18 protein-coding genes and 1 tRNA gene are annotated in these 18983 nt (G+C 63.8%); 4 read left to right on the top strand and 15 right to left on the bottom strand.

The genetic code is table 11. From position 1 onward, the window contains the following. Positions 1–8 precede the first annotated feature (8 nt). Both N2604_RS27170 and N2604_RS27175 read right to left on the bottom strand, forming a co-directional pair. Complete coding sequence (locus N2604_RS27170) at positions 9–776, bottom strand: SDR family NAD(P)-dependent oxidoreductase (RefSeq protein ID WP_260371172.1); 768 nt, start codon at positions 774–776, stop codon at positions 9–11. 141 nt (positions 777–917) lie between these two features. Next, positions 918–1616: a histidine phosphatase family protein gene (locus N2604_RS27175; protein ID WP_260371173.1), complete on the bottom strand. Its 699-nt coding sequence runs from the start codon at positions 1614–1616 to the stop codon at positions 918–920. A gap of 133 nt (positions 1617–1749) precedes the next feature. Between N2604_RS27175 and N2604_RS27180 the strand changes: the two genes are divergently transcribed. Continuing rightward, positions 1750–2535 (top strand): SDR family NAD(P)-dependent oxidoreductase, encoded by a 786-nt coding sequence (locus N2604_RS27180; protein ID WP_260371174.1) that lies wholly within the window; start codon positions 1750–1752, stop codon positions 2533–2535. A gap of 504 nt (positions 2536–3039) precedes the next feature. Here the strand turns inward: N2604_RS27180 and N2604_RS27185 are convergent. Next, complete coding sequence (locus N2604_RS27185) at positions 3040–4044, bottom strand: IS110 family transposase (RefSeq protein ID WP_260371175.1); 1005 nt, start codon at positions 4042–4044, stop codon at positions 3040–3042. An 898-nt stretch (positions 4045–4942) separates the two neighbouring features. Here N2604_RS27185 and argE point away from each other — a divergent pair. Beyond that, positions 4943–6115: an acetylornithine deacetylase gene (gene argE, locus N2604_RS27190; RefSeq protein ID WP_260371176.1), complete on the top strand. Its 1173-nt coding sequence runs from the start codon at positions 4943–4945 to the stop codon at positions 6113–6115. Positions 6116–6322: 207 nt separating this feature from the next. Here the strand turns inward: argE and N2604_RS27195 are convergent, their stop codons facing one another. Both N2604_RS27195 and N2604_RS27200 read right to left on the bottom strand, forming a co-directional pair. Then, a complete protein-coding gene (locus N2604_RS27195) occupies positions 6323–7381 on the bottom strand; it encodes a phosphotransferase family protein (protein ID WP_260371177.1) in 1059 nt (352 codons plus the stop codon). Positions 7382–7513: 132 nt separating this feature from the next. Then, positions 7514–8749 (bottom strand): acyl-CoA dehydrogenase family protein, encoded by a 1236-nt coding sequence (locus N2604_RS27200; RefSeq protein WP_260371178.1) that lies wholly within the window; start codon positions 8747–8749, stop codon positions 7514–7516. A 208-nt stretch (positions 8750–8957) separates the two neighbouring features. Between N2604_RS27200 and N2604_RS27205 the strand changes: the two genes are divergently transcribed. After that, positions 8958–9629 carry a TetR/AcrR family transcriptional regulator gene (locus tag N2604_RS27205; RefSeq protein WP_260371179.1) on the top strand — a complete coding sequence of 224 codons (672 nt, stop codon included), beginning with the start codon at positions 8958–8960 and terminating at the stop codon, positions 9627–9629. 126 nt (positions 9630–9755) lie between these two features. On the opposite strand, the gene N2604_RS27210 is transcribed toward N2604_RS27205, so the two are convergent. The 8 genes from N2604_RS27210 to N2604_RS27245 form a co-directional block, all read right to left on the bottom strand. Further along, on the bottom strand, positions 9756–9971 hold the full coding sequence (locus N2604_RS27210) for a hypothetical protein (RefSeq protein ID WP_260371180.1): 216 nt from the start codon (positions 9969–9971) through the stop codon (positions 9756–9758). 198 nt (positions 9972–10169) lie between these two features. Further along, positions 10170–11399 carry a CaiB/BaiF CoA-transferase family protein gene (locus N2604_RS27215; protein WP_260371181.1) on the bottom strand — a complete coding sequence of 410 codons (1230 nt, stop codon included), beginning with the start codon at positions 11397–11399 and terminating at the stop codon, positions 10170–10172. Positions 11400–11581: 182 nt separating this feature from the next. Beyond that, complete coding sequence (locus tag N2604_RS27220; protein ID WP_260371182.1) at positions 11582–12784, bottom strand: MFS transporter; 1203 nt, start codon at positions 12782–12784, stop codon at positions 11582–11584. A 133-nt stretch (positions 12785–12917) separates the two neighbouring features. Then, complete coding sequence (locus N2604_RS27225) at positions 12918–13745, bottom strand: 3-keto-5-aminohexanoate cleavage protein (RefSeq protein ID WP_260371183.1); 828 nt, start codon at positions 13743–13745, stop codon at positions 12918–12920. A gap of 117 nt (positions 13746–13862) precedes the next feature. Then, entirely contained in the window at positions 13863–15260 is a 1398-nt protein-coding gene (locus N2604_RS27230; protein ID WP_260371184.1) for an MFS transporter, read from the bottom strand. A 372-nt stretch (positions 15261–15632) separates the two neighbouring features. Further along, positions 15633–15803 (bottom strand): hypothetical protein, encoded by a 171-nt coding sequence (locus N2604_RS27235; protein WP_162832278.1) that lies wholly within the window; start codon positions 15801–15803, stop codon positions 15633–15635. Positions 15804–15838: 35 nt separating this feature from the next. Further along, positions 15839–16042 (bottom strand): hypothetical protein, encoded by a 204-nt coding sequence (locus tag N2604_RS27240; protein WP_061030115.1) that lies wholly within the window; start codon positions 16040–16042, stop codon positions 15839–15841. Between the two features lie 54 nt (positions 16043–16096). Continuing rightward, positions 16097–17470 (bottom strand): DUF2231 domain-containing protein, encoded by a 1374-nt coding sequence (locus tag N2604_RS27245; protein ID WP_260371185.1) that lies wholly within the window; start codon positions 17468–17470, stop codon positions 16097–16099. Between the two features lie 48 nt (positions 17471–17518). Here N2604_RS27245 and N2604_RS27250 point away from each other — a divergent pair, with 48 nt between their 5' ends. After that, complete coding sequence (locus N2604_RS27250) at positions 17519–17704, top strand: hypothetical protein (protein WP_260371186.1); 186 nt, start codon at positions 17519–17521, stop codon at positions 17702–17704. A 176-nt stretch (positions 17705–17880) separates the two neighbouring features. On the opposite strand, the gene N2604_RS27255 is transcribed toward N2604_RS27250, so the two are convergent. Together N2604_RS27255 and N2604_RS27260 are read right to left on the bottom strand one after the other, a co-directional pair. Then, positions 17881–18528: a hypothetical protein gene (locus tag N2604_RS27255; RefSeq protein ID WP_260371187.1), complete on the bottom strand. Its 648-nt coding sequence runs from the start codon at positions 18526–18528 to the stop codon at positions 17881–17883. A 320-nt stretch (positions 18529–18848) separates the two neighbouring features. Continuing rightward, positions 18849–18922: transfer RNA gene (locus tag N2604_RS27260), tRNA-Gly, on the bottom strand. Positions 18923–18983: the final 61 nt, after the last annotated feature.

The raw sequence follows: 18983 nt of genomic DNA on the forward strand, positions 1-18983 counted from the left end.
GCATCGCCTCAACTAATCGTCGCGCCGCCGTCGATCACCATGGTCTGGCCGGTCATGAAGTCGCCGGCCTTCGAACCCAGGAACACCGCCGCGCCGGCGATCTCGTCGGGGATGCCGATGCGCAAGAGCGGCGAGCGCGAGGTCGAGGCTTTCAGGTTCTCCGGATTGTCCCACAGCGCCTTGGCGAAGTCGGTCTTGATCAGGCCCGGCGCGATGCAGTTCACGCGGATGTTGTGCGGGCCGTATTCGCAGGCGAGGTTGCGCGCGAGCTGCATGTCGGCGGCTTTCGAAATGGCGTAGGCGCCGAGGATGGTCGAGCCCTTGAGGCCGCCGATCGAGGAGACGATGATGATGGAGCCGTCCTTGCGCTCGATCATCTGCGGCACCACCATCGAGATCAGCCAATTGTTGGCGACGATGTTGTTGTCGAGGATCTTCCTGAACTGATCGTCGGAGATGCCGGCGAGCGGGCCGTAATACGGATTCGACGCCGCATTGCAGACCAGCACGTCGATCTTGCCGAAGGCACGGTTGCTCTCGTCGACGAGGTTTTGCAGGTTCTCCTTCGACGAGATGTTGGCGGCGATCGCGACCGCGGTGTCCTTGCCGAATCTGTCGTTGATGCTGTTCGCCACCTGCTCGCAGACGTCGGCCTTGCGCGAGGAGATCACCACCTTGGCGCCGTGCTCGGCCATGCGCTCGGCGATCGCGAGCCCGATGCCGCGCGTCGAACCGGTGATGACGGCGACTTTCCCCTTCATGTCGAACAAGGTCATGTTTCTCTCCCAAATCAGTTTTTATCTTCAACGTCATTCCGGGGCGATGCGAAGCATCGAACCCGGAATCTCGAGATTCTCAGGTGCGCAACTGCGCACCATAGTCCGGTCCTGCGGACCGTCCCGGAATGACGGTTCACCTTAAGCCAGCTTCTTGACTTCCGGTCCCGCCGGCTGATGCATCGCCGCGTGCGCGGGATCCGCAATCCACGGCTGCTGATTGACCATCGGCAGCCGCCAGACCGTGCGATCGGGGCTCGCAAAATAATCCAGCCGCGTCACCGAGCAATTGTCGATGTCGAATGACAGCCCGCGCTCCGGCTGCCCGCCGAGCGCGAGACCCACCGCCGCCCTGATGGTGCCGCCATGCGCCACTGCGATGATGTCCTGCCCGGCCGCCTCGGCGTTGATCCGCTCGATGGTGCGGCGCGTGCGGTTGTAGAGGTCCATGAAGCTTTCGCCGCCGGGCGCGGGCTCGTTGATGTCGGCGAACCAGCTGGCGCCAACGGGGCGGCTGGCAATGAACTGAGCCCGGTTCATGCCCTGCCAGCGGCCGAGATTCTGCTCGGCGAGATCCGCCTCCCGCTTCATCGCTGCCGGTTTTGGAAAACCTGCGGCCCAGATCGCCTCGGCGGTCTGATGGGTGCGCATCAGATTGCTCGAATACCAGACCGCCTGGCGTGGCAGCACCTTGGCAACAGCATTGAACACATAGCTATCGCTGGTGTCACAGGCGATGTCGCTCTGCCCGTAGATGTTGCCGCCGTCATTGCGCACCGGCGCGTGACGGACCCACCACCACCGCGTGACGACCACGTTCGGCTTGTCTGCACCTGCCATCGAAACCCTTCCATCCCGTCTGATGTCGCTGTACGTGAGTAGCGAACGTGTCTCAAGACACTTTGCCGTTTGAAATCTTGTTTGAAATTCCGTCGCACGGCAAGCGTCGTGCGCGAGCAAAAGGGAGAAACGCATGAGCCGTCTGCAAGGCAAATCCGTCATCATCACCGGCGCCGGCAGCGGCATCGGCCGTGCGGCTGCGCTGCTGTTCACCAGGGAAGGCGGCAAGCTGATCGCGGTCGATCGCACCGAGGCGGTGAAGGAGACGGTCGAGGAGATCAAGAAGGCCGGCGGTGTCGCGGAAGCGATGGTTGCGGATGCCGGCTCCGAAAAGGACGTCATCGCAATGATCGACAAGGCCGTGAAGACGCACGGCCGGCTCGACGTGATCTGGGCCAATGCCGGCGTCTCCGGCGGACTCGTTCCGCTCGCGGAGCAGACCGTCGAGCATTGGCAGGAAATCCTGCGCGTCAATTTGATCGGGCCGTTTCTCGCGGTGAAATACGCCATGCCGCACATGGTCAAGCAGCAGTCCGGCGCAATCGTGCTGACCGCCTCCGTTGCCGGTCTCAAGGCCGGCGCGAGCGGGCATCCCTATGCCGCGAGCAAGGCCGGCGTGATCAGCCTGGTGCAAACGACGGCCTATTCGCTCACCGGCACCGGCGTGCGCATCAATGCGGTCTGCCCCGGCCTGATCGAGACCGGCATGACCAAGCCGATCTTCGACCGCGCCAAGGAGCGCGGCACCGCCGACAAGATCGGCCAGCTCAATCCGCTCAAGCGGGCGGGGCAGCCGCATGAGCTCGCGGCGATGGGACTGTTCCTGGCGAGCGACGAGGCGTCGTATGTGAACGGCCAGGCGTTCCCGGTGGATGGCGGTTTGACGGCATCGATGCCGTATACGGGCAAGCCGGTTTAACAATGGTCTCGTGTCCCGGACGCGACGCAGCGCGCGAGCGTTGCGGCGCAGAGCCGGGACCAAGCAGGCTACGTCGCTCGCTGCTGCATGGGCCCCGGCTCTGCAGCGCATCACTTCGTGCTGCGCAGCGTCCGGGGCACGAGAGGGGCGTGTCGCGCAATGACGGAGTCCGGTGCCGATTCGTAGGATGGGTAGAGCACTTGCGAAACCCATCATGCTTCCCCCCAGACGAAAGGCGATGGGTTTCGCTGCGCTCTACCCATCCTACGCCTCGCAGGCACGCCTTCGCATCCTCGCGGCGCATCTCGCCCGAGCTTTGCTTCGATGCCTCACCCTCACATGAAAAGCAACTGGGGTCGGAGTAGACCGGCGATCAGACGGGCTCAAGGCTGGTGCTGGCGCACCCCCGCCTTCGGCGGCTGACGGCCTTGACCCCGTCTGCACGCCGGTCTTTGGGCTGGGCATGCGCTCGGCCGAAGTCCGAGCGCGAGATAGACGCGCTCGTCAAGCCACCCTGTATCTTTTCGGATCCCACGTCTCGCCGCGAGCGATCATGGTGTTGAGGATGATGATCAGCTTGCGTATGCAGGCGACGATCGCGATCTTTGGCGGCTTGCCCTTGGCAATCAGGCGTTCATAGAAGGCCTTGAACACCGGATTGTTCAGCGTCGCGGCGCCGACGCAGGGCATGTAAAGGGCATTTCGCACCCAGCGGCGGCCACCCTTGATGCAGCGTTCACCTCGACGTTTGCCGCTATCGTCGTCATAAGGAGCAACGCCCACCAACGCGGCGGCAACTTCATCGCTCACCTGCCCCAGCTCCGGTAGTCCTCCAAGCAGCGCCATTGCGGTCCCCTCAGCAAAGCCTGGTACGCTCTGGATGATCTCGGCGCGTTTGGCAAAGTCCGGCGTTGTCTTGATCGTCGCCGCGATCGCGGTATCGAGCGCGGCGATTTCGTCAGCTAGCTTCTTAAGAAGACGCGCGCGAGCCTTCCGAACAAGGGCCGGCGCTTCATGCTCCTTCTGCATTTCCAGGCGAGCCCTGACGTCAATCAGGCCTTGGCGTCCCCTCACCAGTGCCTTCATCTCCTCGTGAGCGGGATTGTCGACTTGGCTGGGAGCCTCGCTGAATGTCTCGGCGAACCAGGAGATCATCTCCGCGTCGATCTTGTCGTTTTTCGCAAGGCGTCCCGCCGATTCCGCAAAATGGCGAACCCGTTTGGGATCGACGATCCGTACTTCCAGCCCTGCTTGGCGCAACGCCTTGGCCCATACCCGCTCGTAGCCGCCGCTTGCCTCCATCACTGCCTTGCCGACCCGATGCTTGCGAAGCCATGCAATCAAGCTCCGTCGCCCCGCCGCGGTTGTTGGGCAAGTCTTCCGCTCCGTTACGGCCCGAATGCACGCATCAATCTTGTCTTTGGCGACATCGATGCCGACGACAACCAGATCGTCTTGTGTCATCATCCACTCCCTTCCTTGCCTGGTACGGGCTCGCAGCCCTTGCAACTGTTCGGGTTGAGGAAGACACCGGAGCTGTCCCTTGCTCTTTAGCAGGCTCTGTCGCCTTTGGGCGCAACGGGCTCAGTTCCGGCAACGGGCGGTTCTGATCCAACCGCCCGTTGCCACATCCTGCCAGATTTCGGGGGCACAAGGGCGCAGGGAAGACCGGGAGCCGGCTGGCTCCCATTGACCGCTATGCCAAGAGCAGACTGCGTGTGCTGCGCACAGCGGGTAACAGGGCAACCGGATACATCCCGGCCTTCCCTGCGCAGTGGTTGGAACGGCTTATGTCGTGCTCTCCCTGGGGAGCGATGCACTATTGCCCCCATCGCCTTGCGGATGGCTGATGCGCATCGCCCGGTCGGGCAACACGCATCACCGCAAGACTTGGCGCACAGACCCCGGGCGCCAGGACCACACGATTTTGCCGTACGCGAACCGCACCCGTCGTTGGCACGAGGTCTTCGCTCACGGCTCTCCGCCCTGCAAAGCTTTTCGCGCCGATGTGGCCCGCGTCCACCGCCGCCCGGCCCGCGTTCGTGACGATCGCGATACGCCCCTCTTCCTTGGGCCGGGTTGAGCCGACACATACGAGATTTCCGAATTTCGGTAAAGCAGAATATTGTCGATCGAACGCGTTGACCCATGAATTGGCTGTTTTGCCCGTCGGGCAACGCAAGGTGTTGTAGCCTTGTAGCCCGGATGGAGCGCAGCGTAATCCGGGAATCTCGCCGGCGCCCACAGCGGTCCCGGATTGCGCGGAGCCTGTCATCGGGCGCGCATTCGCGCGACCCGTTGGCTCCATCCGAGCTACGGCACTGTGCTGATTTGCGCCACTGCCCGCCACGTTGGTATGGTTCCTGCAGGCGCCTCAGCCTTCCTGCTCTCCAACAGAACATGACAAATGCCAAGCTCAAGACCCGACCGTATCCGAAAACTCCTCGCCGACCTCGTCTCGTTCGACACCGTCAGCGACCGCACCAACCTGCCCCTGATTGCCCATATCGAAAGCTATCTCGCCGGATTCGACATCAAGGGCGAGCGCATCGTCGACGCGACCGGCGAGAAGGCGTCGCTCTGGGTCACGATCGGGCCGGAGGACCGGCCGGGCTTCGTGCTGTCGGGCCATACCGATGTGGTGCCTGTCGTGGGCCAGGACTGGAGCCATGATCCGTTCAAGCTGGTGGAGCGCGACGGCAAGCTCTACGGCCGCGGCACCACCGACATGAAGGGATTTGTCGCGGTGTGCCTTGCCATGGTGCCGGAGATGGTGGAGGCGAGACTCAAGACACCGATTCATCTGGCGATCTCCTATGACGAGGAGATCGGCTGCGTCGGCGTGAGGCCGATGCTGCACGAGGTCGCGAAGAAGACGATCAGGCCGTTCGGTGCCTTCATCGGCGAGCCGACCCAGATGCAGGTCATCATCGGCCACAAGGGCAAGCACGGCGTGCGCGCCACGTTCCGCGGGCTCGCACGTCATTCCTCGATCGCGCCCGACGGCGTCAATGCGATCGAATATGCCGCCGAGCTGATCGTCGAGATCCGCCGGCGCGCCGTGGCGCTCGCGGCCGTGCGATCGGCCGACAGCCTCTACGACGTGCCGCATTCGACGCTGCTCACCAGCATCGTGCATGGCGGCGCGGCGCTGAACATCGTGCCTGACACCTGCACCGTGGATTTCGAATGCCGCGGCATCGGCATCACCGAGTCCAAAGAGGTGACCGATGCGATCGTCGCCTGGGCCAAGGCCGAGATCGAGCCGGCGATGAAGGCGAGACATCCGGACTGCGGCATCGATTTCGAGGAGATCCTCGACTATCCCGCGCTCGACGCCGCCGCCGACGCCGCGATCGTCACGCTGGCCAAGAGCCTTGCAGGGCGCAACGACCACGCCAAGGTCGCGTTCGGCACCGAGGCGAGCCTGTTCGCCAGCATCGCCGATATCCCGTCGGTGGTGATCGGTCCCGGCGCGATCGCGCAGGCGCATACGCCGGATGAGTTCGTGGAGATGGCGGAGCTGGAGCAATGCGCAGGGTTTGTGGAGAGGCTGATCGCGCATTGCGCGAAGGGGTAGCTCGTCGTCATTGCGAGGAGCGAAGCGACGAAGCAATCCAGACTGCCTCCGCGGAAGGATTCTGGATTGCTTCGCTCCGCTCGCAATGACTGGTGGAGCGAGCTCGGGATACTGGATTGCCCGCTTTCGCGGGCAATGACAGCAAGTATGCAGAAGCAGAGTGGCAACAATGAAGAAGGCGCGGCCACATCGGCCGCGCCTTTCGTCCTACACCGCGCCCGCCTTCTGCGCGTATTCCCATGAGGCCTGCGACAGCGGCACCGTGCGTTTGGCGGATTCGAGCGCCTTGGCATTGGCGGCGGTGCCGTCGCGGACGCGGCCGGCGATACCTTGGGTGATGCCGGCGAGACGGAACAAATTGTAGGCGAAGTACCAGTTGAGATCGGGCACCGTCATCTCGGTGACGTTGCAATAGATCTGCGCGGCCTCTTCCAGGCTCGGGATGTTGAGCGCCTTGAGGTCGGCTCCCTCCAGCCCCGGCATGATCCATTGCATCAAGAGGTAGGTGAAGTCGGCCATGGGATCGCCGAGCGTCGACAGCTCCCAGTCCAGCACGGCCTGCACGCGCGGTTCCGTCGCGTGGAAGATCATGTTGTCGAGGCGATAGTCGCCGTGGACGATCGAGACGCGCGCCTGCTCCGGCACCGTCTTCGGCAGCCATTCGGCGACCTTCTCGAACTCCGGAATGTGCTGGGTCTCGGACGCGCGATATTGCTTGGTCCAGCGATCGATCTGGCGGGCAAAGTAGTTGCCGGGCTTGCCGAAGTCGCCGAGCCCGATTGCGTCGGGATCGAACATGTGGAGCTTGGCCAGCGTCTCGATCTTGCTGGTGAAGATTTTTCGGCGCGCATCGTTGTCCTGGCTCGGCAACGTCGGATCCCAGAACACGCGCCCCTCCTCCATCGACATGATGTAGAAGGCGGCACCAATGACGCTGTCGTCCTGGCACAGCGCGTAGGCATGCGCGACCGGAAAGCCCTGCTTTCCAAGGGCCGCGATGACGCGATATTCGCGATCGACCGCGTGTGCCGACGGCAGCAATTTGCCGAACGGCTTGCGGCGCATCACGTAGGAGCGGTTCGGCGTGTCGAGGCGATAGGTCGGGTTGGACTGGCCGCCCTTGAACTGCAGCACGACCAGCGGGCCTTCGAAGCCTTCGACGTGCTCGCGCATCCAGGCTTCGAGGCGCATCTCGTCGAAACGATGCCGCTCCTCGACCGGCTTGGTGCCCGAGAATTCTTCGTCCTTTCTGACGCCGTCAGCCACGATGACGCTCCCTCTTTTTCTTGTCGGTCATTCCGGGATGGCCCGAAGGACCAGCCCGGAAGAGATTCCGGGTTCGATGCTTACGCATCGCCCCGGAATGACGGTGCGGGGAGCACGCAGCCCTCCCCTGTTTTAGTGCGTGGTAGAGTTTGCATACTTCCGAAGTTCGAGCCTGGCAATGGCGCGGTTGTGCACCTCGTCCGGACCGTCGGCGAGACGGAGCGTGCGGATGTGGGCGTAGTCCTTGGCAAGGCCCGCTTCGTCCGACACGCCTGCACCGCCGAAGGCCTGGATCGCCTCGTCGATGATCTTCAGCGCCATGTTGGGCGCGGCGACCTTGATCATGGCAATCTCGGCCTGCGCGGTCTTGTTGCCGACCTTGTCCATCATGTCGGCCGCCTTGAGGCACAGAAGACGCGTCATCTCGATGTTGGTGCGGGCCTCGCCGATGCGCTGCTCCCACACGCTGTGCTCGACGATCTTCTTGCCGAACGCGGTGCGCGAGGCGAGCCGCTTCACCATCTTCTCCAGCGCCTCCTCGGCCTTGCCGATGGTGCGCATGCAGTGATGGATACGGCCCGGACCGAGACGGCCCTGCGCGATCTCGAAGCCGCGGCCTTCGCCGAGCAGGATGTTCTCCTTCGGCACGCGCACGTTCTCGAGCAGCACCTGGGCATGGCCGTGCGGCGCGTCGTCGAAGCCGAACACCGGCAGCATCTTCTCGACCTTGATGCCTGGCGTGTCGAGCGGAACCAGGATCTGCGACTGCTGCTGATGCTTGGCCGCCTTGAAATCGGTCTTGCCCATCAGGATCGCGACCTTGCAGCGGGGATCGCCGACGCCGGACGACCACCATTTGCGGCCGTTGATGACGTAATGGTCGCCGTCGCGCTCGATACGGGTCTCGATGTTGGTGGCGTCGGACGAAGCGACCGCAGGTTCCGTCATCAGGAAGGCGGAGCGGATCTCACCGTCCATCAACGGGCGCAGCCATTTCCGCTTCTGCTCCTTGGTGCCGTAGCGGATGAACACTTCCATGTTGCCGGTGTCGGGCGCGGAACAGTTGAACACTTCCGAGGCCCAGGTGATGCGGCCCATCTCTTCCGACAAAAGCGCGTATTCGAGATTAGTCAGTCCCGCGCCGCGGAATTCGTCGTCCTCATGCTCGCTCGGCGGCATGAACATGTTCCAGAGGCCTTCGGCCTTGGCCTTCTTCTTGAGGTCCTCGAGGACCGGGATCACCTTCCAGCGGTCGCCGCTCTTGTCCTGCTGATCGTAGATCGGCACCGCCGGGCGGACGTGCTTGGCCATGAAGGACCGCACGCGGTCGAGCCATTCCTTCTGCTTGGGCGACATATCGAAGTCCATGGGACGCTCCTCTCTTTCGCAAGTGCTTTTGCGCCGGACTGTCCTCCCGCTTTGCGCAGCCCGCAAGCGCGAATGCGCGTCCTTGCGGACCTGTCGAAACCCGGCCGCTTTTGCGAACGAGTCCCGAATGCGGATTGACTTTTCCCGGCCTTCAAACGATAGTTTCATACAACTGTTTGAATTGCAACTCCCCTCCCCGAGGGCATCCATGGCCAGCGATCATACGAGGTCTGCCATTCTCGCCGCCGCCGAACGGCTCTATGCCGATCGCGGCTTCGGCGACGTGACGCTGCGCGACATCGTCGCGGAGGCGGGCGTCAACCTCGCCGCAGTGAACTATCATTTCGGCTCGAAGGACGAGCTGATCGCGGAACTGTTCGTCTCGCGGTCGATCGCCACCAACCGCGAGCGCCTGCGCGAATTGAAGGCCGCTGAGGAAGAAGGCGGCGGCCGCGCGCCGATCGAGGTAATCCTGCGCGCGCTGGTGGGGCCGACCTTGCGCGGTTGCCTGGGGCCGGAGAACCAGCGCTCGACCGCCGCGCGCTTCATGATCCGCGCCTCGATTGAGTCCGTGCCGCCGATCCGGCGCATCAAGAACCGCGAGATCGACCATTTGCGCAAGTTCGCCGGCGCGATGCGACGGTCCCTGCCCGACCGCAGCGACGTCGACATCTACTGGGGCCTCAACTTCGCGCTCGCCATGGCGCATCACACCATCCGCGAGAGCGAGCGGCTGACCAAGCTGTCGGAAGGCAAATGCGATCTCGATAATGTCGAGGACGTGGTCGCGCGCGTCGTCAGCGTGGCGACGATGGCGCTGACGGCGGGGCGGACGGAGCCGAGGGCGCCGGCGCGCGCATTGGCGCGCGACGCGCGCTGAGACAGAAGAGATGGACTCTCGTTCGCTGTGATGGCGCGCTCCCTTGCCCGCTTGGGAGCAGAGGCAGGATCACCTCGCATCAGGGCGATGCAGTCGATCTGATCGAAGAATGATCGCCGGGCGCGGTTACGCCCGCTGCGGCATCTCCTCGGCCTCTTCCTTGGCGAGCAGCAGCAGCATCTCGATGCCCATCTCACCTTCCTGCGGTGAGCGGATGAACTTGATCTCGTCGGCGCTCTGCCGCAGCGCGGCAATGATGGCGACGGCCTGGTTGGCGGTGGCCGCCTCGGTCGCCAGAATGGTCTTTTGTTCCTTGGCCTGGAACCCGATCGTGTAGGACATTCACTTCCCTCCCCGGACTCAAGTGGAGAGATCGGATCATAGTCGGAGGCAAAGCGGAAGCCTGTGCGACTACGGTCCGGGATCACTTGGGGATTGCGGGCAAGCTTCACGCAAGCCCGGCATGGCGCGCGCGTCCTGTCGCAACAGTCGCGCTGCGCTTGAATCCCGGCGTCTCGGCACGAGGCACGGAAGAGTGCGTCAGATGATGCCGTGCGCCTTCAGCTGCTCGATCTTGCCGGCATCATAGCCGAGCTTGCCGCCGAGCACCTCCTTGGTGTGCTCCCCGAGCAGCGGCGGGGCGCGGTAGTCCTTGATCGGCGTCTCCGACAAGGTGAGCGCGTTGCGGACCAGCGACAGATCGGGCTCGAAGGGATGGTTGACCTTCACCCGCATGCCGCGCGACTGGACGTGCGGGTCGGAAAACACCTGCTCGAAATTGTTGATCGGCCCCGAGGGTACGCCGGCCTCCTCCAGCTTCTCCAGCCAGTAGGCCACCGGCTGCTTCAGGAACAAGCCGGCGAAGATCGCCATGATCTCCTTGCCGTGCACGACGCGGTCGTTGTTCTTGACGAAACGCGGATCGTTCGCGAGCTCGGGCTCGCCGAGCACGGCGCAGGTGCGCTGGAACTGGCCGTCATTGCCGACCACCAGCATCAGCTCGCCGTCGGCGCAGCGGAACACACCGGCCGGCATGCCGCCATTGCCCCAGGTACCGCGGCGCGGCGGCGTCTTGCCGTTGACGAGGTAGATCTGCAGCCAGTGCGACAAGGATGCGATCACGGTATCGAACAGGCAGACGTCGATGTGCTGCCCCTGCCCGCCCCTGGCATCGCGATGATAGAGCGCCGAGAGAATTCCGATCGAGGCGTTCATGCCGGTCATGTAGTCGACGATCGACGGGCCGACCTTCATCGGGCCCTCGCCCGGCTCGCCGTCGATATGGCCGGTGACGCTCATCAGCCCGCCCATCGCCTGCAGGATGGCGTCGTAGCCGGCGCGCGGCGCATAGGGTCCGGTTTGGCCGAAGCCGGTCACCGAGCAATAGATGATGCCGGGATTGATCGCCTTGATGGTCTCGTAGTCGAGGCCGTAGCGCTTGAGATCGCCGACCTTGTAATTCTCCATGAAGACGTCGGCGTCCTTGGCGAGCTCACGGACGATCGCCTGCCCTTCGGGCTTGGCGATGTTGACGGTGACCGACTTCTTGTTGCGGTTGGCGCAGAGATAGAACGAATTGTTGTTGTTGGCCTTGCCCTCGGGGTCAGTCAGGTAAGGCGGGCCGAAGGCGCGCGCATCGTCGCCGGTGCCAGGCCGCTCGATCTTGATCACCTCCGCGCCGAGATCGCCCAGCATCTGGGCCGACAGCGGCCCGGCCAGCACGCGGGTGAGGTCAAGGATCTTGATGCCTGAGAGCGGCAGGGCCGACATGTCGATTTCCTCCGGGGAACTAAATCTTGGCGCGGCGGCGGGATCGCGAGGCCGCGCTTCCTGCGGATACCACCATTTTCGCGCCCTGAGCACTGCACTGGCGGCATACGGCTATCTCCTCCCGGGGCCGGAGGCGATCGCCGTCCGCAAACTTTCCGCGCCGCGAATATTGCGTGATCGGCTCAGGTCGCAACCACCGGCATCCGCGGCCGGCGCCGAGCGAGCAGAACGAGGATCAGCACCGTCGCGCAGGAGAACACCAGCGTAAGGCCGAGCGCGCCTCGGCTGCCGAACGCCGTGAGCAGGCCGACGAGGAGCGGCGGCGAGATCGCGGAGGCCAGATTGAGCGGCAGCGCGATCATCGACATCGCCTTGGCGAACTCGTCCTGGTCGTAGAACACGAGTGGGATGGTCGCCCGCGCCACCGCCATCGCGCCGCTGCCGGCGCCATAGAGCAGGATGAAGACCGCGACCGCCCAGGTGGCGCCCTCGCTCGTCATCAGCAGCAGCATGGCGACCGGCAATGCGCTGCCCGCGACGAGCCCGGTCGTGATGCCGTCCCATCGTCCGCCGCCGAGGAAATCCAGCCCGCGGGCGCTGACCTGGATCACGCCCAGCATCGAGCCGAACAAAAGCGCCTGAGCCGGCGCCAGCCCCTCCGCCCGCAACAGCTCGATCAGGATCGCGCCGATGCCGAAATTGACGAAGGCGTTCAGCGTGATCGCGGCGACGACGAGGCCGAACGTGCTCCGTGCAATCGCGGGCGGCGGCGATCGCCTCGCCGGCGCGGCGCCATCGTCCTTTGCGATTTTCCGGCGCGGCGCGCCGAAGGCATAGAGCGGGAGGCTGACGAGGAGCATCATCGCCGCATAGACCAGACACGTCCCCCGCCAGCCGAGGTGACCGCTCAGGAACGAGGTCGTCGGCCAGAAGATGCTGCTGGACAGGCCCGTCACCAGCATCAGCGCGCCGATCGCGTTCTTGGCCTGCCGTCCCGCGATCTCGTTCAGCATGATATAGGCGCCGGTCGACAGCGTTGCGCTGCCGGCGATGCCGAGGACGATCCATGCGGCGAAATAGAGCATCGGCTCGCGCGCGAGCGACAGCAGCACGAAGCCCGGCGCAGTGACGATCGTGCCGACCATCATGACCGGCCGCGCTCCGTGCCGCGCAAACGACTTGGCGAGCAACGGGCCGCACAGCCCCATCGAGACGTAGAGAACGGACGTCCCGGCGAACACCGCCGGCAGGCTCATGTCGAGATCGGCGGCGAGGTCGCGCCCGACGATGGCGGGCAGCCCGATCGTGCCCCATCCAATGAGCTGCGTGATCGCAAGCACCAGCAGGACCCCGATGAGCCTGCGGTCAGATTTCAACAACTGCATTCCAAACGTCGCCTGCCCGGCAGGCGCCGAGTACGCCTGTAACTCCTGTCTACTCGGAGACTCCGCGCACGGGAACGCCGGCCGCCGAATGGCAGGCGGCAGCCGGGAGCATGTCAGGATAGGGAAAGTCGCCCTATTCTGCGATGGCGAGCAGCGATCGCGCTTCGGTCGCTGTCGCAACGCGCCGGCCGTGGCGCGCGACCGCCTCGCAGGCCAAGGTCACGAGCTCGGCATTGCTGGCCGCGAGGCGCGTCTTGTCGATGCGGATATTGTCCTCAAGCCCGGTGCGGACCGCGTCCGCGCCGCGGGCCAGCGCCCAGCCCATGACCTCGGCCTGATGGCGGCCAATTCCGGCTGCGGTCCAGGTTGCCTTCGGGATCAGCCGCCTGAGCTCGCCCAGGAGAATGTCGAGCACATGCTCGTCCGCCGGCATCGCGTTCTTGACGCCCATGACGAACTGCACGTGCGGACGCGCGTCGATGAGGCCCGCCTCGATCAGGCGGCGGGCGCCATGCAGATGCGACAGATCGAAGATCTCGATCTCCGGCCGGATGCTGTTCGCCTTCATGCCGGTGGCGAGCGTCTCGACCAGCGCGGCGCTGTTCTCGTAGACGATGGTCGGAAAGTTCACCGACCCTGTCGAGAGCGAGGCCATGTCGGGCTTGAGGTAGAGCGCCGATCCGCGCGCCGAGGGATCGCGGCCGCGCCCGCCGGTCGAGAACTGGACGATCATTCCCGGACAATGCTTCTTGATCCCCTCCTGCACCCGGGCAAAACGCTCGGGATCGGAGGACGGCGTCTCGTCGTCGTTGCGGACATGGATATGCGCAAGCGTGGCGCCCGCCTCGAAGGCCTGGTGCGTCGATTCGATCTGCTCGGAGGGCAGGATCGGCACCGCCGGATTGTCCTTCTTGCGCGGAACGGAGCCGGTGATGGCGACGGCAATGACAGCGGGGTTCATCCAGCGACCTCATGATCTTCGCGCTCGGGCGCACAACGTTCGGCTCGTCTTGCTACGCGTGAAACCCTGCCGCCGCAACATTGGTCAATCGCAGCGACAGGGCCGTGTTCGTCCGGATCAGGTCGGAAGTGCGGTCGCCCGGCCTGCTGCTGCCGCACGCTGCCGCTCGTAATCGGTCCGAGCCATCGGAACGGCATTGGGATTACCGAGATCGTCGATCCTGATCCGATAGGTTTCGCGGGCCGTGACAGCCGCCAGCGCCGCGATGACCGTGATGCCGAAGGCGATCGCCCCGACCGTCAGGGGAATGTTGGCCGAGCCGGGAGGCGCCACTGTCGCGAACAACGCAGGCAGCAATGCGGTGATGGTGGTGCCGATGTTCTGCGAGATCGCCATCGCCGAGACCCGGGTGCGGGTCGGAAACAGCTCCGGATAGAAGCTCGGGAAGATCGCGTTGTAGCCCTGATAGACGACGCCCCACATCAGCAGCGACAGCAGGATCGCGAGCGGCACGTTCCGGATGCTGATGGCATAGAGATAGCCGAAGGCGAGCAGGCCGGAGAGCAGCGCGCCCACGATGATCGGAGGCTTGCGGCCGACCTTGTCGGAGAGATGGCCGACGAAGGGAATGACGAACACGGCCAGCATGTTGCCGAGCACCGGGATCCAGAGATAGACGTCTTTCGCAAAGCCGATGCCATAGGCCGGCTGCACCGCGTAGGCCGCGCCGAAGATGGTCGCAACGACCGGAATCACGTTCATCAGCGCCATGCAGATGACCCGGAGCATGTCGGGCCAGCTCAAGCGGATGGCCTGGACGATCGGAGCCCGCGGCGTTTCTCCCCGTTTCTCCTCTCGGGCAAAGGCCGGCGTTTCGTCGACTTCGCGGCGGATAATGTAGCCGGCGACGATGACGAAGAAGCTGAGCAGGAACGGGATCCGCCAGCCCCAGCTGTTGAAGGCCTCGGTCGGCATGTAGGCCGCCAGCGGCAGGAAGACGGCTGCCGCGAGAATTTGTCCGGCCTGCACGCCCTGAAGAGCGAAGCTCGCATAGAAGCCGCGCCGGCCGAACGGCGCGTGCTCCAGGATCATCGAGCTCGCGCCGGAGATTTCGCCGGCCACGGCAAATCCCTGCACGAGGCGCAACATCACGAGCAGGATCGGCGCCAGGATGCCGGCTTGCTGATAGGTCGGCAGCAAACCGACGGCCATGGTCGAAACGCCCATCAGGAACATGCAGACGATGAGCACGGTCTTGCGGCCATGCGTGTCGCCCCAATGACCGAGCACGAAGGCCCCGATCGGCCGCGCGACGTAGCCGACGCCATAGGTCGCAAGCGATGCGACGATCGCGACGGTGGGATTGTCGGAGGGGAAGAAGATCTGCGGGAAGATCAGCGACGCCGCCGTCGCGTAGATGAAGAAGTCGTAATATTCGAGAGCCGAGCCGATCCAGCCGCTTGCAGCAGCCTTTCTGGACTGACTCATGTCATGGATCGCACGCGTGGTAGCCATCAGAGAATTTCCTCCCGATCTGTTTTGTTTGTTGACGTCCCGTTGGCGGGCTTCGTTGGAAAATTGGGCAGCAATCCCCACGCGCTCTGCGGAGCTCCGCGAGCGCTTGGCACTGCCGATCGGTGTCTTGAGTGAGGAGGAGCATAGGCTTTCGCCTGGATAACACAATTACCCAGTTATGCGATAAACCTAACATGATGTTATGGCAGCGGCGGACGCCCGGGCAGCGGCTATGCTCGGAGGCCGGCGGCGGCACGCGCGATGACCTCGAAGCCGACTGCCTCGATTTCAAATGCCCATGCGGAGATGATGGGGATTGACGCGCGGCGCGTGCGGTCGATCGTCTGATCGGTTAGCCGCGGCGGAGCCGCGTCACGCGGTGTGGCCGGGATCGATGTGCTTCGGCGTCTTCTTCTCGCGCTGCGGCGTCATCTTGGCCGGATCAGGCGCGCCCGGCACGCCGCGCGGGCCGAGCTGTTCGCGCTGGATGTCGTCTTCGGAGCGGGATGGCTCGACGCCGTTGGGCTCACGGGGCTTGGTCATCGCGGCCTCCTTGTCTCGAACGCGGTGCTGCGGTTCTATACACCGAGCGCGTTGTCGCCGGCTTCGCGGCCGGGCACGCTGACATGCACTTCGTGTCCCTCGCGAAGGGCCAGGGAGGCCGCGGCGACCGCGGACTCGAAGGCGGCTTCCTTGGTGGCGTACCGGCTCTTGACGTCGCCGTCATGCAGCACGCCCCATTCATCCTGCACCGGCACGATGGCGTATTGAGCGAGACCCATTGTCCAACTCCTGGCTTTCGAAAGATCGTCTGACCTCTCAACGCGGTACCGGGCTTAACGTTGCGTCAGCTGCGGATGGGTCGCACTCACCCGCCAGACCGTGTTGCCGCTGTCGTCCGCGACCAACAGCGCGCCTGATTTGTCGATGGCGACACCGACCGGGCGGCCGCGCGCCTGATTGTCGCTGTTGAGGAACCCCGTGACGACGTCCTGCGGCGGGCCGCTCGGCTTGCCGTCCGTGAACGGCACGAACACGACCTTGTAGCCGCTCAGCACCTGCCTGTTCCAGCTGCCGTGCTCGCCGACGAAGGCGCCGCCCCGATAGCCGGCCGGCAGGCTGGTCCCGGTGTTGAAGGCGAGCCCGAGCGGGGCGACATGCGAGCTCAGCGCATAATCGGGCACGATCGCCCTGGCGACGAGATCCGGCCGCTCCGGCTTGACGCGGGGATCGACGTGCTGGCCGAAATAGCTGTAGGGCCAGCCGTAGAAGCCGCCGTCCTTCACCGAGGTCATGTAATCGGGCACGAGATCGGGACCGAGCTCGTCGCGCTCGTTGACCACCGTCCACAATGCGCCGGTCTGCGGCTCGAAGCTGAGGCCGTTGGGGTTGCGCAGGCCGCTTGCGAACACGCGCCAGCGGCCACTGGAACGATCGATCTCGAGGATTGCGGCGCGGTTGTGCTCGGCCTCCATCCCGTTCTCGGTGATGTTGCTGTTGGAGCCGACGCCTGCATAGAGCTTCGAGCCGTCGGGGCTGGCAACCAGGCTCTTGGTCCAGTGATGGTTGATCGGACCGCCCGGCAGCGGCGTCAGCACCGTGCCTGATACGGTGATCTTGGTGTCCCCTTCCGTGTAGGGATATCTGACGATGGCATCGGTATTGGCGACGTAGAGATCGTTGCCGACCAGCGCGACGCCGAACGGCGAGTTGAGATGGTCGAGGAAGACGCTTTGCGTCTCCGGCACGCCGTCGCCATTGCTGTCGCGCAGCAGCGTGATGCGGTTGCTCTCGCCGCCCTCGCCGCCGGAGGTCGCCCAGGACTCGATGAAGCCCATCACGATCTCCTTGGGCCGCTTGATCGGGGCGCCCTTCGGCGCCTTGGATTCCACCACCAGCACGTCGCCGTTGGGCAGGACGTAAACCGAGCGCGGGTGCCGCAGGCCCGAGGCAAAGGCCGGCGCCTGCGCCCCTACCCGCCGGTTGCCGAGGAAATCGGTCAGACCCGCGATCGCCGCCAGCACGCCGAAGATGATTCCTGCGAGCAGCAGCCAGGCCGAAAAATTTGCCCACATGATCTCGGCGCTGGCGACATAGGCGATGTCGGTCAGCAGCGCCCCGACAAAACACGTCATCGGGATCGGCACCAGCATCGGATGAATCGGATGACCCGCCTGCGCGGTGGAACGCACGCGCACGTCGTCTTGCACGATTGACCTCGTGACTTTCGCCCTGACGTCTACGGCGAACGCCCGCTCATGACGAAGGTTCCTCCGTGTCCCGCCGAAGGTTCACGCGACATCATCGATCGCGAACTTCAGCGCGCCGACGAGGCCGACAAGAACAAGGTCGATCATCTGCCCGGCGTAAAGGTCAGCGGACAGCCTCAAGGCGGCGCGGTCGATCGCGCGCGGAAGGAACGCGAGCAAGGAGACGAGGAATAGGATTAGACGCAGAAAAGGCAGCAATTCGTCTCAAACGTGTCCTTGGACCGAGAATGGCTTATCCGAAAGGCATCACCTTGCAAGCTTCAGTGATCTGGAGCGGCAAGGGACCTGACCCCTCGCATTCGAACTTGGAACGCTGGAGAAAGATGCGAAGCTTGGCAGCGAAGCGGATTTCAAGGGCTGCCGGTGTTCCCAGCCTTAGCGTCTGAGGCTTCACGGATTTTACCACGGCTGCGTTCTGCTTGAACTCGAAGTCGAACAACAAGATCGGGCGGCGCCTGCACGCGGTCTGCAAAGTGCTCTCTTACGTCAGGTCGCCTCAGAGCAGAAATGCAAAGAGAAAGCCAGTCAATGCCGGCCTGTGTCTCTATGAAGCTAAGTCTCCGGTTAACAATTTCGGCATGATCGAGCGGCTTCGCCTTGGAATTAATAACAGTCAAATAGGGTTGGATCATCATTTGCCGATTGTCGAAATTGACCGCCGCCCCATGGGCAATCTCGTTTCTGAGAGCGGAGATTCGAAGAATATGGGAGCGGAGCAACTTCCAATCTCTGAGCACTTGCTCGTCACGAATGTTCGATTTTATAGCCACATCGACAAGCTTGAGGCGGGCTTCAAAGCTTACGACGACAGACCACACACCGCGCGCGAGTACATACCGCTGCGGGTTTTTCGAATCAAGAATGACCTCCGATACGAACATTTCGTGAAGATAGAATTCGAATGAGGCCCACGCCATCAGGCACTCGCCAGCGGCATGGACGAGGGCAATTCGCTCAGCTCCAAGCCTTGCTTGGATGTCCTCAGGATCTCCGCTCATGACCTTAAGTGAATACCCCTTGGCAATCCTAAAATAGCCTTCAGCGTTTCCTTCGTGGGTCGAATCCTCGGTCCAGTCACTCGCCGCTCGAGGTCTTTCGCCCTATCGAGTCGCCAAGCAGGTAGCAGGTCGCCCGATGAACCTTCCAAGCATGGAGTATCATCTTTGCCGCCGCCACCATTCCTTCGGCGTCCGTTAGAGGTCCATTGCTGACGTGCGATCGTCATTCGATATTTCGCACACATTTGCAACTTTAGGCAGAGACGTTGCCGCCAGCGCCTTTGTTGTTGCAAGATGTTGCGCTAAGTGACTGAAAACACTGGAGCGGGTGAAGGGAATCGAACCCTCGTATTCAGCTTGGAAGGCTGCTGCTCTACCATTGAGCTACACCCGCGTCGGGCGATCCCCTAACACGGCTCGGCGGCGGCCTCAACTGCCCGGACGGCGGCTTTGCG

The sequence above is a fragment of the Bradyrhizobium sp. CB1015 genome (assembly GCF_025200925.1).
Classification (GTDB): domain Bacteria; phylum Pseudomonadota; class Alphaproteobacteria; order Rhizobiales; family Xanthobacteraceae; genus Bradyrhizobium.

What these genes read in the sequence shown, in the direction of transcription:
- N2604_RS27175 (WP_260371173.1), bottom strand. Translation starts at nt 1,616, where the DNA reads ATGGCAGGTGCAGACAAGCCGAACGTGGTCGTCACGCGGTGGTGGTGG.
- N2604_RS27240 (WP_061030115.1), bottom strand. Translation starts at nt 16,042, where the DNA reads ATGGGTCTCGCTCAATACGCCATCGTGCCGGTGCAGGATGAATGGGGC.
- N2604_RS27205 (WP_260371179.1), top strand. Translation starts at nt 8,958, where the DNA reads ATGGCCAGCGATCATACGAGGTCTGCCATTCTCGCCGCCGCCGAACGG.
- N2604_RS27170 (WP_260371172.1), bottom strand. Translation starts at nt 776, where the DNA reads ATGACCTTGTTCGACATGAAGGGGAAAGTCGCCGTCATCACCGGTTCG.
- N2604_RS27255 (WP_260371187.1), bottom strand. Translation starts at nt 18,528, where the DNA reads ATGAGCGGAGATCCTGAGGACATCCAAGCAAGGCTTGGAGCTGAGCGA.
- N2604_RS27225 (WP_260371183.1), bottom strand. Translation starts at nt 13,745, where the DNA reads ATGAACCCCGCTGTCATTGCCGTCGCCATCACCGGCTCCGTTCCGCGC.
- N2604_RS27215 (WP_260371181.1), bottom strand. Translation starts at nt 11,399, where the DNA reads ATGTCGGCCCTGCCGCTCTCAGGCATCAAGATCCTTGACCTCACCCGC.
- N2604_RS27210 (WP_260371180.1), bottom strand. Translation starts at nt 9,971, where the DNA reads ATGTCCTACACGATCGGGTTCCAGGCCAAGGAACAAAAGACCATTCTG.
- argE (WP_260371176.1), top strand. Translation starts at nt 4,943, where the DNA reads ATGCCAAGCTCAAGACCCGACCGTATCCGAAAACTCCTCGCCGACCTC.
- N2604_RS27200 (WP_260371178.1), bottom strand. Translation starts at nt 8,749, where the DNA reads ATGGACTTCGATATGTCGCCCAAGCAGAAGGAATGGCTCGACCGCGTG.
- N2604_RS27235 (WP_162832278.1), bottom strand. Translation starts at nt 15,803, where the DNA reads ATGACCAAGCCCCGTGAGCCCAACGGCGTCGAGCCATCCCGCTCCGAA.
- N2604_RS27230 (WP_260371184.1), bottom strand. Translation starts at nt 15,260, where the DNA reads ATGGCTACCACGCGTGCGATCCATGACATGAGTCAGTCCAGAAAGGCT.
- N2604_RS27250 (WP_260371186.1), top strand. Translation starts at nt 17,519, where the DNA reads ATGACGAAGGTTCCTCCGTGTCCCGCCGAAGGTTCACGCGACATCATC.
- N2604_RS27220 (WP_260371182.1), bottom strand. Translation starts at nt 12,784, where the DNA reads ATGCAGTTGTTGAAATCTGACCGCAGGCTCATCGGGGTCCTGCTGGTG.
- N2604_RS27180 (WP_260371174.1), top strand. Translation starts at nt 1,750, where the DNA reads ATGAGCCGTCTGCAAGGCAAATCCGTCATCATCACCGGCGCCGGCAGC.